Here is a 15,373-nt window from a genome sequence, read left to right on the forward strand (position 1 = left end):
GCCGCTACGACCGTGGGGGACAAGGGTCGGTGAGGAGGAGCCGAGGGTGTTGGAGCACACGCAGCGGGTCGCAGGCGTCGACGGGGGCGGCGAGCGGCCATGGCGCTTCCCCGACCTCACCGGTGTGGACCTGCGGACCTTGCGCTTCATGGACGATCCCGAGCTGGCGGCCGCCGTCGAGCGGGTGCTCTGGCATCCGCAGGGACTGGCCGATTCCTGGGCGGAGACCGCCGGGGACAAGGCCCACGGCTGACCTCCGGCGGAGCGGCCGCGCCTACCGGCCGTTTTCGGTCAGATGCGCACCGCCCGCCGCAGGTCCATGGAGGCGGGAATGAGCATCGCGCCCCTGCCCGCGCCCGTCTTCGCCCGACTGGCCCGGCTCAGCCCCGCCCCGGACGGGCTCGCGCTGCTGCGGTCAGCCCTGCACGCCCGGCGGTTGCTGCTCCTCAAAGCGCTCCTGGTGCGCGTCCACCGGCACCGGGCGTCCGTCGAACCGGGCGCGCTCGACCGGTTCGAGCGCGCCTGGGAACTGCTCGAACGGGTTGAGCGGCGCCATCCCGCCGTGGTCCGGGACGTCCTCGACTACCCGACGACCGGGGCCTGGCTGGCCGGCGCGCTCGCCGAACCCGCCGGACCCGCCTTCGACGGGCTGCTCGGCCACCTCGACAACCTCGCGGTCACGGCCGCCCTGCGCGGCGGCGGCCCGCTCGACCTGACCCTGGAGACCCCGGACGGCCTGCTCGCGCTGCCCGGCGTGGGCCGGCTGAGGGTGGCCGCGGACCGCGTCCGGGTCAGCGCCGGTGAGCGGACCGTACGGTTCCACCCGGACGGCGCCCGCCACGCCGCACCCGCCGTCCTGGCCCTGACCGACCGGCGCCACGGCGTCCTCACGGGCCGCGGGCCCGGCTGGCGCGCGGTCCGCCCGCTGCCCCGCAGCGTCGCGCGCCTGGACGACCTCGACCCGCACCGGGTGCCGTCCGGCGCGGGCGGCGGCACGGTGGTCACCGCCGCCGACCCCGCCGACACCGATCACGCCGCCTGGTTCGCCACCTGGCGCGCGGCCCAGGACCTCCTCGGCCGTACGGACCCGGGCCGGGCGGCCGAGGTGGCCCGTGGCGTCCGCGCGGTCGTCCCGGTCGTTCCGCGCGGACCCCGGCACCTGGGCGCCACCCTGAGCGCCGCCCCCGGAGCCGTACTGACCTCACTGCCCGCCGAGGGGCGGGGGATGGCCGAGACGCTGGTGCACGAGCTGCACCACAGCAAGCTCGCGACGCTCCACGAACTCGTGCCGCTGTACGGCCCCGGGCGGGACGCCGTGCACCGGGTCGGCTGGCGGTCGGACCCGCGGCCCATCGCCGGCGTGCTGCACGGCGCCTACGCCCATCTGGCCCTGGCCGATCTGTGGCGGCGCGCGGTCACCGCCGAGGGGGTGCCGGCGGCCTGGCGGTCCACTGCCGGGCAACAGTTCGACGACATCCACGATCAGGTGGGCGGGGCACTGCGGATCCTGCTTGAATCCGATGAACTGACGGTGGACGGAAGGGAGTTCGTGCAGCAAATGAGGCTGCATCACGCGAGCCTCGGCGCGACTCCCCTGGTCGCCGGGTAACACTGTGCTCACGGCATACAACACTGCGTTGCGCGGGAGCGGGACGGGAGACACGACAGATGGCGGAACAGCGATCGGGTGGTGCGGCGGATCACGGAGTCAGGAGCGCGCCGGAACACGTCCTCGTGGTCTTCCCCGGCTACCACCGCCCGTGGGCCACCTGGATCAACCAGCGCCTCGACGCGTACGGCGTGCGCGCGAGCCTCCAGCGCTGGGACCCGCCGCGCGAGGTGCCCCTGGAGGACTCGCTCGGCGACCTGCTGCTCGCACGCGGCCAGGTGCTGCTCGTCCTGGACGACTGGTTCTTCCAGCTCGGCCCGCGTGCGGCCGGTGAGTGGAACGACGTCCTGCGCGGCTTCGTCGCCGCCCATGCCGAGCGGTTCGCCGCGGTCAACCTCACCAACCGGACCCTCCTCCCGGCCACCGCCGTCCTCGAACCCGTCAGCCTGTGGGGCGTCGGCGAGGAGGAGGCCGAAGCCCGGCTGCTCAGCCGGCTCGGCGTCGAACCCCGCCGCCCCACCGGCCGTCGGCTGCCCGTCGGCTCGCTCGTCCGCTTCCCGGACACCCCTCCCGAGATCTGGGGCGAGATCCCGCGCCGCAACCCCCGCTTCACCGGCCGGGACGACCTGCTCACCGAGCTCCAGGAACGGCTCATGGACGCCGAGCGCGGCAACGCCGCCTGCACCCTGCTCGGCATGTCCGGCATCGGCAAGACCCAGATCGCCGCCGAGTACGCCCACCGCTTCAGCTCCGACTACGACGTCGTGTGGTGGGTCAGCTCCGACGACCGCAACGTGCAGCGCGACCGCTTCGGGGAGCTCGCCACCGAACTGGGCCTGACCACCGGCAACGAACCCGGCGAACGCATCCGCGCCGTCCGCGAGGCACTGCGCCGGGGCGACCCGCACACCCGCTGGCTCATCGTCTTCGACGGCTGGGACGACACCGACGGCGCGAACGTCCTGTTGCCGCACGGCCCCGGCCACGTCCTCATCACCTCGCGCAACCGGGGCTGGGGCGACTACACCGACATCCTCGAGATCCCCGGCTTCGACCGCGCCGAGTCCACCGCCTACCTGATGCGGCGCGCCCCGCACGTCACGGCGCCCGAGGCCGACGAGGTCGCCGCCGAGTTCGGGGACGTACCCCTGCCGCTGGTCCAGGCCGCGGCCTGGCTCGGGGAGTCCCGCATGGAGGTCTCCGAGTACCTCCACATGGTCCGCGAAGGACGGATCTCCACCGTCGAGCCGTCCGGCGACGGCTTCCCCCAGGCGTCCCTGACCTCCTGGTCGATACTGATCAACCGGCTCCGACGCGCCCAGCCGCAGGCCATCGACGTGCTCAGCCTGTGCGCCTCCTTCGCCCCCGGCCGCATCCCGCTCGGCCTCATCCGCGCCTATCCGCAGGCGGACCTCCCCGAGGACCTGCGCTGGATGGTCACCGACCTCGCCGCCTGGTCCCGGGCCCTGGACACCCTGGTCAACTACTCGGTGCTCACCCGCGAGACCCGGGGCCCCGTCAACAACGCCGAGGTGGGGCCGCACCAGGAGTCCGTGCACATGCACCGGCTCGTCCACGACATCGTCGCCCGGCTCACCGAGGGCGACCACCGCGCCGCCCACCGCCAGGCCGTCCGCACCCTGCTCGCCGAGGCCGACCCCGGCAACCCCATGGACAGCCGGCAGTGGCCCCGCTACGCCGAACTCCTGCCCCACCTGGAACCCTCCGGCGCACTCCTCAGCCGCAACCCGCGCATCCAGACCGCCGTGCTCAACTGTCTGCGCTACTGCTTCCGCAGCGGCGAGTTCAGGGCCGGCATCCAGCTCGCCGAGAAGATCCGGGACAACTGGTCCACCTTCATGGACCCGCTGGACCAGCCCATGCTCGACCTGACCACCCAGCAGGGCAACATCCTGCGCTCCTTCGGCCGCTTCCGCGAGGCGTACGACCTCGACCTCGCCCAGCGGGAACGCCTCGCCGCCGCCCAGCCCCCCAACGAACTCGGCACCCTGCTCTCCAGCAGCGCCATCTCCAGCGACCTGCGCTTCCTCGGCCAGTACAAGGAGTCGGAGCGGCTCCAGCGCAGCGTCCTCGCCGACGCCGAACGCCTCCTCGGCAACAGCGAGTTCTCCACCCTCGTCGCCCGCCACAACCTCGGCGTCACCCTGCGGCAGCTCGGCCGCTTCCAGGAGGCGTACGAGTCCGACGCCGAGACCCTCGCCCAGAGCGAGCGGGTCCTCGGCAAACGCCACTCCCACACCCTCAACTCCAGCAACGCCCTCGCGCACGACCTGCGGCTGCTCGGCCAGTACCGCGAAGCCCTCGCCCGCCAGGAGGCCAACGTCCTGCGCCATGTGCAGGTGCTCGGCCCGCAGCACCTGCAGACCCTGTACGCCCGCACCCAGCTGGCCCTGTGCCGGCGCCGCGAGGGCGGCTTCCAGCAGGACCTCGGAGCCACCATGGCCAGCCTGCTCGACCAGATGCAGCAGGTGCACGGCCGCGGGCACTACCTCACGCTCAACGCCATCAACAACTACGCCAACTACCTCCGCGAGCACGGCGACCTCGACCACGCCCGCGAACTCAGCCACGAGGCCGAGGCCGGCTACCGCGCCCTCCTCGGCCCCGCCCACCCGGTCGCCACCGGTGTCCTCGCCAACACCGCGCTCGTGCTCCAGGCCTCCGGCCAGCGGGCCGACGCGCTCGCCATCCTGGAGGCCGCGCTCGCCGGACTGACCTCCTCCCTCGGACCCGACCACCCCTGGGTCCTCGGCTGCGCCCTCAACACCGGGGCGGCACGCAACTTCAACGGCCGGGTGCACGACGCGGCCGAGCTCAGCCGGGACACCCTGCGCCGGGCCCGGCACACCCTCGGCAACGAGCACCCGCTCACCCTGTCGTCCCAGGTGGCCCTCGCCACCGATCTGCGCGGGCTCAGGGAGAACGAGGAGGCCGGGAAGCTGGAGGAGGACGCGCTGCTCACCCTCACCCGCACCCTGGGGGCCCAGCACCCGCACACCCTGTCGGCGCGTCAGCGCAACCGGCCCTACTGGGACTTCGAGGCCAACCTGGGCTGAGCCCCGTACGCCCGGCAAAGACGCCGGAGGCCCGGCACCCCGAGTGGGGTGCCGGGCCTCCGCACGCGCTCCGGTCGATCAGGCGTCGAAGACCTCGTTGACCAGCTGCTGCTGCTCCGCCTGGTGGCGCTTGGCCGAGCCGACCGCCGGGGAGGAGGAGTGCGGACGCGAGATCCGGCGCAGGCGCTCGCCCGCCGGGATGTCCGCGCCGACCGCCAGGTCGAGGTGGTCGATCAGGTTGAGCGCGATGAACGGCCAGGCACCCTGGTTCGCCGGCTCCTCCTGCGCCCAGATGTACTTCGCCGCGTTCGGGTACTTGGCGATCTCGGCCTGCAGCTCGGCACCCGGCAGCGGGTACAGGCGCTCCAGACGGATGATCGCGGTCTCCGTGTCGCCGCGCTTCTGACGCTCGGCCTCCAGGTCGTAGTAGACCTTGCCGGCGCAGAAGACGACCTTCCGGACGTCGGCCGGGTTGACCGTGGTGTCGCCGATCACCGGGCGGAAGCCGCCGGTGGTGAACTCCTCCACCTTGGACGCCGCGGCCTTCAGACGCAGCATCGACTTCGGGGTGAAGACGATGAGCGGCTTGTGGTGCGGGTTGTGCACCTGCCAGCGCAGGAGGTGGAAGTAGTTCGACGGCAGCGTCGGCATGGCGACCGTCATGTTGTCCTGGGCGCACATCTGGAGGAAGCGCTCCGGGCGCGCGGACGAGTGGTCCGGGCCCTGGCCCTCGTAGCCGTGCGGCAGGAGCAGCGTGACGCCGGAGGTCTGGCCCCACTTCTGCTCGGCCGAGGAGATGAACTCGTCGACGACGGTCTGCGCGCCGTTGACGAAGTCACCGAACTGGGCCTCCCAGATGACCAGGGAGTCCGGGCGGGCCAGCGAGTAGCCGTACTCGAAGCCCATCGCCGCGTACTCGCTGAGCAGCGAGTCGTAGACGTTGTAGTGGGCCTGGTCCTCGGTCAGGTAGAGCAGCGGGGTGTAGTCCTCGCCGGTCTCCTGGTCGACCAGGACCGCGTGGCGCTGGCCGAAGGTGCCGCGGCGGGAGTCCTGGCCCGAGAGGCGGACCGGGGTGCCCTCCATCAGCAGGGAGCCGATGGCGAGGGTCTCGCCGAAGCCCCAGTCGATGGTGCCGTCGTCGATGGAGGCGGCGCGGCGCTGCATCTGCGGGAGCAGACGCGGGTGGACCGTGATCCGCTCCGGGACGTTGACCTGCGACTCGGCGATCCGCTTCACGACCTCCTGGGAGACCGCGGTGGTGACGGCGACCGGGAACTCGGCCTGCGGGTCCGGCACGGTGGCCGACGCCGGGGCGGCGGTGGCCTCGCGGACCTCCGCGAACACCTTCTCCAGCTGGCCCTGGAAGTCCTGGAGCGCCTGCTCCGCCTCTTCGAGGGTGATGTCGCCGCGACCGATGAGCGACTCGGTGTACAGCTTGCGCACCGAACGCTTCTTGTCGATCAGGTTGTACATCTGCGGGTTGGTGAACTGCGGGTTGTCGCCCTCGTTGTGACCGCGGCGGCGGTAGCAGATGAGGTCGATCACGACGTCCTTGTTGAACGTCTGGCGGAACTCGAAGGCGAGCCGCGCGACGCGGACCACGGCCTCCGGGTCGTCGCCGTTCACGTGGAAGATCGGCGCCTCGATCATGCGGGCCACGTCGGTCGCGTACATCGAGGAGCGCGAGGACTCCGGGGCGGCGGTGAAGCCGACCTGGTTGTTGATGACGATGTGGACCGTGCCGCCGGTGCGGTAGCCCCGCAGCTGCGACATGTTCAGCGTCTCGGCGACGACGCCCTGGCCGGCGAAGGCCGCGTCGCCGTGGAGGGCGATCGGCAGGACGGTGAAGTCCGTGCCGCCCTTGTTGATGACGTCCTGCTTGGCGCGGACGACACCCTCCAGGACCGGGTCGACCGCCTCCAGGTGCGAGGGGTTGGCGACCAGGGAGACCTTGATCTGCTCGCCGTCCAGGCCGGTGAAGGTGCCCTCGGCGCCCAGGTGGTACTTGACGTCGCCGGATCCGTGCATCGACTTCGGGTCGAGGTTGCCCTCGAACTCGCGGAAGATCTGCGCGTACGACTTGCCGACGATGTTCGCCAGGACGTTCAGGCGGCCGCGGTGGGCCATGCCGATGACGACCTCGTCGAGGCGCGACTCGGCGGCCGAGTCGATGACCGCGTCGAGCAGCGGGATGACGGACTCGCCGCCCTCCAGGGAGAAGCGCTTCTGACCGACGTACTTGGTCTGCAGGAAGGTCTCGAAGGCCTCCGCCGCGTTCAGCCGGCGCAGGATCCGCAGCTGCTCCTCGCGCTCCACGCGGGAGTGCGGGCGCTCGACGCGGTCCTGGATCCACTTGCGCTGCTTCGGGTCCTGGATGTGCATGAACTCGACGCCGGTGGTGCGGCAGTACGAGTCGCGGAGCACGCCGAGGATGTCGCGGAGCTTCATCATCGACTTGCCGGCGAAGCCGCCGACCGCGAACTCCCGCTCCAGGTCCCACAGGGTGAGGCCGTGCTCGGTGATGTCCAGGTCGGGGTGCTTGCGCTGCTTGTACTCCAGCGGGTCGGTGTCGGCCATGACGTGGCCGCGGACCCGGTAGGAGTGGATGAGCTCGAAGACGCGCGCGGCCTTGGTGACGTCGTCGTCGTGCGAGGCGTCGATGTCCTTGAGCCAGCGGACCGGCTCGTAGGGGATGCGCAGGGCCTTGAAGATCTCGTCGTAGAAGCCGTCCTCGCCGAGGAGGAGGTTCGCCACGATGCGCAGGAACTCGCCGGAGGCGGCGCCCTGGATGACGCGGTGGTCGTACGTCGAGGTCAGGGTCATGACCTTGGAGATGCCCAGCTTGTTCAGGGTGTCCTGGGAGGTGCCCTGGAACTCGGCCGGGTAGTCCATCGAGCCGACGCCCATGATGACGGACTGACCGGGCATCAGACGCGGCACGGAGTGGACGGTGCCGAGGCCGCCGGGGTTGGTCAGGGAGACCGTGACGCCGGAGAAGTCCTCCATCGTCAGCTTGCCCACGCGGGCGCGCTTGACGATGTCCTCGTACGCCTGCCAGAACTCGAAGAAGTTGAGCGTCTCGGCCTTCTTGATGCCCGCGACGACGAGCTGGCGGTCGCCGTTGGGCTTCACCAGGTCGATCGCGAGGCCGAAGTTCACGTGCTCCGGCTTGACCAGGGTCGGCTTGCCGTCCTTCTCCGCGAAGGAGTAGTTCATCGACGGCATGGCCTTGATCGCCTGCACCATCGCGTAGCCGATGAGGTGCGTGAAGGAGATCTTCCCGCCCCGGGCGCGCTTCAGGTGGTTGTTGATCACGATCCGGTTGTCGAAGAGCAGCTTCACCGGGACGGCGCGGACGGACGTGGCCGTCGGCACCTCCAGGGAGGCGTTCATGTTCTTCGCGACCGCGGCGGCGGGGCCGCGCAGCGTGATCAGCTCGGGGCCGGCGGGGGCCTCGGCGGCCGGGGCGGCCTTGACCGCGGCCGGGGCGGCGGCGGGCTTCGCGGCGGCCGGCGCGGGAGCCGCGGCGGGCTTCGCGGGGGCCGGGGCGGGCGCGGGGGCCGGAACGGCCGCCGGAGCCGAAGGCGCGGCCTGTGCGGGGCCCGCCTGCGGCGCGGCGGGCGCGCTCTGAGTGGTGGGGGCCGGGGCGGCCGGGGTCTCCGACGCTCCGGGCTTGTAGTCGGCGAAGAAGTCCCACCAGGCACGATCGACCGAATTCGGGTCCTGGAGGTACTGCTGGTAGATCTCGTCGACGAGCCACTCATTGGCACCGAAGGCGGCTGCAGGGTTCTGGCCCTGCCCGTCTTGGTCGGTCGGGGAGCTCGGGGTACTGGGGGACTGAGACGACACGGCGGCAACCGCCCTCTTCCGCTTCACAAGGTGATGGACAGCGGAAATAAAGGCTACGCCTGTCCGGCCGGGAGGTGCAGGCCGGGCAGTCCAACGTCGCGCAAGTCACACTTGACGAGGTGTTTCGGCGCCGTGAATGGCGGGAAACAACTGTGGTTCTGCAGGTGTGAGGGTACGGGAAAGCGCGAGCACGGCCCGGTTCGGCCGCACCCCCGATCACGTCCCGTTCACGGAGACGCAGGTCTCGCTCACGGAAGCGCAGTCCCGCTCACGTTGACGCAGGTCCTGCTCACGTACACGCAGAACGTGCGCTTCCGGTTCGAACCCTACGTCAATCTCTGGGGGGAAGGCTGCCCGGAAGAGTGACTCTGATGCGGCATCCACGTGACGATTCGGCCACTCCGATCCCGCCGCCGTGCAGATCCACCACCCAGCGGGCGATCGCGAGACCGAGCCCCGTGCCGCCGTCGCTTCCCGGCCCCTGCCGGTCCTTGGCCGAGCCCCGGTTGAACCGCTCGAAGACCTTGTGCCGCTCCGACTCCGGGATGCCGGGGCCCTCGTCCTCGACCTCCAGCTCCAGCGAGTCCGGATACGGGCCGCGCCGGGCCCGGACCGTGACCCGGCCGTGCGGCGGGGAGTGCTTCACCGCGTTGTCGATCAGGTTCGCCATCACCTGGTGCAGCCGTTCCGCGTCCGCGTGCGCGACCAGCTCGGGCGGCGAGACGTCCAGGTGGAGGTGCACGTCCGTACGGCGGTGCAGCCCCGAGGTGGACGAGAGGCCGCGCTGGGACGCGGCCAGGTTCGCCTCGCGCAGGACGCCCGACAGGTACGGCCAGACCTCGAAGCGGCTCGCCCGGAGCGTGACGACACCGTTGTCAAGACGTGACAGGTCGAGCAGGGTCTCCACGAGCCGGCCGAGCCGCTCCGTCTGCTTCAGGGCCGACCGCATGGTCTCCGGGTCGGCCTCGGACACCCCGTCCACGACGTTCTCCAGGACGGCCCGCAGCGCGGCGATCGGCGTGCGCAGCTCGTGCGAGACGTTGGCCACCAGCTCCTTGCGGTGCCGGTCGACGGCCTCCAGGTCGTCCGCCATGCGGTTGATCGTCGAGGCCAGGTCGCCCAGCTCGTCCCGCCGGTCCGCGCCCTGCACCCGGCGGCTGAAGTCCCCGCGCGAGATCGACCCCGCCACCGTGTTCATCTCGTCGAGCGGCGCCGTCAGGGACTGCGCCACGAACTGGGTGATCAGCAGGGTCGCGATCATCGCGAAGATCGTGATGTACCGGAACTCGGTGGAGGTGCGGATCGCCACGAGGGCCAGGCAGGAGGTCAGCAGGACCGCCCCGACGACCAGGGCGCCCAGCTTGGTCTTGATCGAGATCACGATCCGGCGGGGCCGGCGCGGCCCCTGTCCCGTGTGCGGCCTCCCGGGCACCGGCCGGCTCACGGCGCCGGGGTCTCCAGCGCGTAACCGACGCCGTGGACCGTGCGGATCCGCTCGGCCCCGATCTTCCGGCGCAGCGCCTTGATGTGGCTGTCCACGGTCCGGGTGCCCGAGGCGTCCGCCCAGTCCCACACCTCGGCGAGCAGCTGCTCGCGGGAGAGGACCGCCCGGGGGGTGCTCGCCAGGCAGACCAGCAGGTCGAACTCGGTCGGGGTCAGGTGCACGTCCTCCGCGCGGACCCGGACCCGGCGCTGCGCGTGGTCGATCTCCAGCTCGCCCAGGCGCAGGATGCCGCTGCGCGGGGTGACCGCCGCGAGCGCGGCCCGCTCCACGCGGCGCAGCAGCACGTGCACCCGGGCGGCCAGCTCGCGCATCGAGAACGGCTTGGTCATGTAGTCGTCCGCGCCGACGCCGAGGCCGACCAGCATGTCGGTCTCGTCGTCGCGGGCGGTCAGCATGAGGACCGGGACGGGGCGCTGGGCCTGGACCCTGCGGCACACCTCCAGGCCGTCGAAGCCGGGCAGCATCACGTCCAGGACCATCAGGTCGGGCTGCCAGGCCTCGGCCGCGTCGACGGCGGCGGGACCGTCGGTCGCGGTCTGCACGAGGAAGCCCTCGGCGCGCAGCCGCGCGGAGATCGCCTCCACGATCGTGGCGTCGTCCTCGACCACCAGGACGCGCCGCTGGGCCCCCGGAGTGGCCGCCGCACCGTGGTGAGTGGTGTGTGTCTGCTCCATTGCCCCGCCTCGCGTCGCCGATGTCGGTGCAGCAGCCTAGAGGTACCGGTGGCGTCCCGGCTATCCAGGAGCTACCTGGGACGGACGGCGAGGTGGACCACGTCGGGGACGCCCCGGGCAACGGGGATCTCTTCCGTCCGTACCCCGCTGAATCCGGCATTCCGCAACGACTCCTCGAAATCGGCGGACGGCTGCGCGGACCACACGGCGAGGATCCCGCCGGGGTTCAGCCGGGCCGCGCAGGCCGCCAATCCCTCGGCCGAGTACAGGGATTCGTTGTCCTCGGTGACCGTCCAGTCGGGCCCGTTGTCGATGTCGAGGCAGAGGGCGTCGTAGGTGTCGGTGGTGGTGCGGAGGTGGGTCACGAGGTCCGTGTGCAGGATCACGGTCCGCGGATCGGCGAGCGCGGCCCCCGAGATCGCCGCGAGCGGTCCCCGCCGGTGCCAGTCGATGATCGCCTCCTCGCGCTCGGCGACCGCGATCCGGCCCCAGCGGGGATCGGCGGCGGCGTGGGCCAGGGAGAAGCCGACGCCGAGGCCGCCGACGAGGACGGAGGCGCCGTGACGGGACTCCTCGGGAAGGGCGGCGAGGGCCGCGTCGATCAGGAGCCGCTCGGAGCGTCCGTCGGAGGTGTCCATCAGGAAGGTGCCGTTGGCGATGATCTCGTAGTGCTCGGCGCGGCGGCGGAGCACCACCTCTCCGTACGGCCCTTCGCGTCGGTCGAGGGTGACGGGGCTGGTCATGATCACTCCGTGGTCTCGGGTACGTCCGGTTCGTCCCGTCATCCTGGCGGGGCGCCGACGGCCGGGACAAACGCATAACGGGCCTTCGTCCGCGGGCGGCCTGCGGACCGGCCCCGCTCAGGGGTTCGTCGGCGGGCCGCCCTCGGGGAGGGCGGCGAAGACGCGCCGGAGGGCGGGCGGCCGCTCGCCGTCGTCCGCGACGACCAGCCGGTGGCGGTACGTCACGTAGTACTGGAAGCCGTCCGGGATCGGGCGGCCCGTCGGGCGCTCCGGGACCAGGGCGAACGCGGGGTCCTCCAGGGCCGCCCGGAGCTCGGCGGCCTCGGCGGGGGTCAGCCGGCCGGTCCGGGGCGGCTTGGTGCCGGAGCGGCTGGTCCAGCTGCCGTCGTAGTGGACGACGAGCTGGTTGCGGACGCCCGCCAGGCCGCCGTTGACGACCACCTCGACGAGGACCTCGCCCGGCTGGGGGTCCGCCGCCGGCGTGCCGGGGGCGGCCGTGGGGCTCGGCGCGGCCGGCGCGCTCGCGCTCGACGGCCCGCCGGGCGCGGGCGGCGTCCCGGGGCCGCAGCCGCTCACGCCGCCGACCAGGACGCCCGCCAGCAGCAGGGACCCGCACCACGTTCCCGTCCTCCGTACGCCTCGCGCCATGGGACGAGCATGCCCGCTCCGGGGCCCCGCGCGCAGCCGGACGAGGCAGGCGGTGTCAGGGGGCCGTCCGGACGATCCCGGTGAGCGGTCCCCGGTAGCGCCAGTCCAGCGAGTCGTAGAGGGCCAGGCCGTCCGTGGTCGCGGCGAGCACGCCGGTCTCGGCGCCGGCCTGGGCGGCGGCGGCCTCCAGGGTGCGCATGACGTTCGCGCCCAGGCCCCGGCGCCGGTGCGCGGGGTCGGTCTCGATCTGGTCGGCGACGGCGGTGGAGCCGGTCGGGGCGATCCGGCCGCGGGCGGCGAGGGTGCCGTCCGGGGCGAGGACGCGGACCCGGATGACGCCGCTGTCGACCTCGGTGGTGCGCGCGTACCCTTCGGGCGGCGCGGGGCGGACGCCGGGGTCCAGCCGCTTGACCATCATGAAGCCGGGGTCGTCGGGGACCGTCCACCCGTCGGTGATCCAGCCCGCCGCCTCCTCGGGGCCCGCCATCACCTTGAGCCAGCTGTACGGCGTGGTCAGCCGGGCGCAGAGCGCGCCGACGGAGGCCGCGTCGGGGGCGGGCAGGACGTGCCGTACGACGTGCCGGGGGAGGCCGACCTCGATCCGGTAGCCCCAGGGCTCGACGACCGCGGACGGGGTGCCCCGGGAGGCGGTCCAGCCCGCCACCCAGGCTGAAGTAATGGCTGCCATATCCATACAGGCATTACATCTGCCGTACGCGGGCGCGTGCGGGGGTGATCGCTCAGAGCGAACGGGCGTCCGGGAACATCCCCGGGCTCACAAGCATTGAGTGCACATAGCTCAACTTGACTGCCGAAGGGGAGATCATGGCTTCTGAGTCCATGGCGTCCGTGCCGCTCACTCTGCCTGTGCTGCCGCTCGACGACGAGGTCGTGCTGCCCGGAATGGTGGTGCCGCTGGACCTGTCCGACACCGACGTACGGGCTGCCGTCGAGGCCGCCCAGGCCGCAGCCCGCGCCGGCACGGGCAAGCCCCGTGTGCTGCTCGTGCCGCGCGTCGACGGGACCTACGCCGGCACCGGCGTCCTGGGCATCGTCGAGCAGGTCGGCCGTCTCTCCGACGGCGACCCCGGCGCGCTGATCCGCGGCCTCGGCCGCGTCCGCATCGGCGCCGGCACGACCGGCCCCGGCGCCGCCCTCTGGGTCGAGGGCAGCACCGTCGAGGAGACCGTGCCCGACCCGCTGCCCGGCTCCGTGGCCGAACTGGTCAAGGAGTACAAGGCGCTGGCCACCAGCTGGCTCAAGAAGCGCGGCGCCTGGCAGGTCGTCGACCGCGTCCAGCAGATCGACGGCGTCGGGGCCCTCGCCGACAACTCCGGCTACTCGCCCTTCCTCAGCGTCGAGCAGAAGGTCGAACTCCTGGAGACCGCCGACCCGGTCGCCCGCCTCAAGCTCGCCACCGCCCAGCTCCGCGACCACCTCGCCGAGCAGGACGTCGCCGAGACCATCGCCAAGGACGTCCAGGAGGGCGTCGACAAGCAGCAGCGCGAGTTCCTGCTCCGCCGCCAGCTCGAAGCCGTCCGCAAGGAACTCCGCGAGCTCAACGGCGAGTCCGAGGGCGCCGAGTCCGACGACTACCGCGCCCGCGTGGAGGCCGCGGACCTGCCCGAGAAGGTGCGGGAGGCCGCCCTCAAGGAGGTCGAGAAGCTGGAGCGGTCCAGCGACCAGTCCCCCGAGGGCTCCTGGATCCGCACCTGGCTCGACACCGTCCTCGAACTGCCGTGGAACGAGCGGACCGAGGACCGGTACGACATCCAGGGCGCCAAGGCGGTCCTGGACGCCGAGCACGCCGGCCTGGAGGACGTGAAGGAGCGCATCACCGAGTACCTGGCGGTGCGCAAGCGGCGCTCCGAGCGCGGCCTCGGCGTCATCGGCGGCCGCCGCGGCGGCGCCGTGCTCGCCCTGGTCGGTCCGCCCGGCGTCGGCAAGACGTCGATCGCGGAATCGGTGGCCCACGCCATGGGCCGGAAGTTCGTCCGGGTCGCCCTCGGCGGCGTGCGCGACGAGGCGGAGATCCGCGGCCACCGGCGGACCTACGTCGGCGCCCTGCCCGGCCGGATCGTCCGAGCCGTCAAGGAGGCCGGGTCGATGAACCCGGTGGTCCTGCTCGACGAGATCGACAAGGTCGGCTCCGACTTCCGCGGCGACCCGGCGGCGGCGCTCCTCGAAGTCCTCGACCCCGCGCAGAACCACACCTTCCGCGACCACTACCTGGAGGTCGAACTCGACCTCTCCGACGTCGTCTTCCTGGCGACGGCGAACGTCCTGGAGGCCATCCCGGAGGCCCTGCTCGACCGCATGGAGCTGGTCCGCCTCGACGGCTACACCGAGGACGAGAAGGTCGTCATCGCCCGCGACCACCTGCTCCCGCGCCAGCTGGAGCGGGCCGGCCTGGAGCCCGGCGAGGTCGTCCTCGAGGAGGCGTCGCTGCGCAAGCTGGCCGGCGAGTACACCCGCGAGGCCGGCGTCCGCACCCTGGAGCGTTCGATCGCCCGGCTGCTCCGCAAGGTCGCGGCCCAGCACGAACTGGGCGAGCGCGAGCTGCCGTTCACGATCGCCCCGGAGGACCTGCGGGCCCTCATCGGCAGGCCGCACCACGTGCCGGAGTCGGCCCAGGAGCCGGCCGAGCGGCGCACGGCGGTTCCCGGCGTCGCCACCGGGCTCGCCGTGACCGGCGCGGGTGGTGACGTCCTCTTCGTGGAGGCGTCCCTCGCCGACCCGGAGACGGGTGCCGCCGGCCTGACCCTCACCGGTCAGCTGGGCGACGTGATGAAGGAGTCGGCGCAGATCGCGCTCTCCTTCCTCCGCTCGCACGGCGCGGAACTGGAGCTGCCCGTCACCGGCCTGAAGGACCGGGGCGTGCACATCCACTTCCCGGCGGGCGCGGTGCCCAAGGACGGGCCGAGCGCGGGCATCACCATGACGACCGCCCTCGCCTCGCTGCTGAGCGGCCGGCTCGTCCGCACGGACGTGGCCATGACCGGCGAGGTCTCCCTCACCGGCCGGGTGCTGCCGATCGGCGGCGTGAAGCAGAAGCTCCTCGCCGCGCACCGGGCGGGCATCACGACCGTCGTGATCCCCAAGCGGAACGAGGCCGACCTGGACGACGTCCCGGCCGAGATCCTGGAGAAGCTGGAGGTCCACCCGGTGACGGACGTCCGCCAGGTCCTGGAGATCGCCCTCTCGCCGGCGGTGGTGCCGGTGGAGGTGGCCGCGTAACTCCCCGCGTTCCGGAGCGGGGTGCCGTCCGC

General features: G+C 72.3%; 10 protein-coding genes. 4 read left to right on the top strand and 6 right to left on the bottom strand.

Going from position 1 to position 15,373, the window contains the following annotated elements:
* Positions 1 to 46 precede the first annotated feature (46 nt).
* The 3 genes from K7G60_RS21800 (at position 47) to fxsT (ending at position 4,686) form a co-directional block, all read left to right on the top strand.
* Entirely contained in the window at positions 47 to 253 is a 207-nt protein-coding gene (locus K7G60_RS21800) for a hypothetical protein (protein WP_225802613.1), read from the top strand.
* A gap of 78 nt (positions 254 to 331) precedes the next feature.
* Positions 332 to 1,609 carry an HEXXH motif-containing putative peptide modification protein gene (locus tag K7G60_RS21805; RefSeq protein WP_225802614.1) on the top strand — a complete coding sequence of 426 codons (1,278 nt, stop codon included), beginning with the start codon at positions 332 to 334 and terminating at the stop codon, positions 1,607 to 1,609.
* A 59-nt stretch (positions 1,610 to 1,668) separates the two neighbouring features.
* Positions 1,669 to 4,686 (top strand): FxSxx-COOH system tetratricopeptide repeat protein, encoded by a 3,018-nt coding sequence (gene fxsT, locus K7G60_RS21810; RefSeq protein WP_225802615.1) that lies wholly within the window; start codon positions 1,669 to 1,671, stop codon positions 4,684 to 4,686.
* Between the two features lie 78 nt (positions 4,687 to 4,764).
* Here fxsT and K7G60_RS21815 read toward each other — a convergent pair whose 3' ends face one another.
* The 6 genes from K7G60_RS21815 to K7G60_RS21840 form a co-directional block, all read right to left on the bottom strand.
* Positions 4,765 to 8,535 carry a multifunctional oxoglutarate decarboxylase/oxoglutarate dehydrogenase thiamine pyrophosphate-binding subunit/dihydrolipoyllysine-residue succinyltransferase subunit gene (locus tag K7G60_RS21815; RefSeq protein WP_225802616.1) on the bottom strand — a complete coding sequence of 1,257 codons (3,771 nt, stop codon included), beginning with the start codon at positions 8,533 to 8,535 and terminating at the stop codon, positions 4,765 to 4,767.
* A 331-nt stretch (positions 8,536 to 8,866) separates the two neighbouring features.
* Positions 8,867 to 9,919 carry an ATP-binding protein gene (locus tag K7G60_RS21820; RefSeq protein WP_374115659.1) on the bottom strand — a complete coding sequence of 351 codons (1,053 nt, stop codon included), beginning with the start codon at positions 9,917 to 9,919 and terminating at the stop codon, positions 8,867 to 8,869.
* A gap of 56 nt (positions 9,920 to 9,975) precedes the next feature.
* Entirely contained in the window at positions 9,976 to 10,713 is a 738-nt protein-coding gene (locus K7G60_RS21825) for a response regulator transcription factor (RefSeq protein WP_030688813.1), read from the bottom strand.
* Positions 10,714 to 10,784: 71 nt separating this feature from the next.
* Positions 10,785 to 11,456, bottom strand: coding sequence for a spermidine synthase (locus tag K7G60_RS21830; protein ID WP_225802617.1), 672 nt, complete (start codon positions 11,454 to 11,456; stop codon positions 10,785 to 10,787).
* A gap of 117 nt (positions 11,457 to 11,573) precedes the next feature.
* A complete protein-coding gene (locus K7G60_RS21835) occupies positions 11,574 to 12,104 on the bottom strand; it encodes a hypothetical protein (RefSeq protein WP_225802618.1) in 531 nt (176 codons plus the stop codon).
* A gap of 55 nt (positions 12,105 to 12,159) precedes the next feature.
* The gene (locus tag K7G60_RS21840; RefSeq protein WP_225802619.1) at positions 12,160 to 12,798 is read right to left on the bottom strand and encodes a GNAT family N-acetyltransferase; all 639 of its coding nucleotides are present in this window, start codon (positions 12,796 to 12,798) and stop codon (positions 12,160 to 12,162) included.
* Positions 12,799 to 12,929: 131 nt separating this feature from the next.
* Here K7G60_RS21840 and lon point away from each other — a divergent pair, with 131 nt between their 5' ends.
* On the top strand, positions 12,930 to 15,341 hold the full coding sequence (gene lon, locus K7G60_RS21845; RefSeq protein ID WP_225802620.1) for an endopeptidase La: 2,412 nt from the start codon (positions 12,930 to 12,932) through the stop codon (positions 15,339 to 15,341).
* Positions 15,342 to 15,373: the final 32 nt, after the last annotated feature.

The sequence above is a fragment of the Streptomyces sp. NK15101 genome, from assembly GCF_020400725.1.
Classification (GTDB): Bacteria; Actinomycetota; Actinomycetes; order Streptomycetales; family Streptomycetaceae; genus Streptomyces.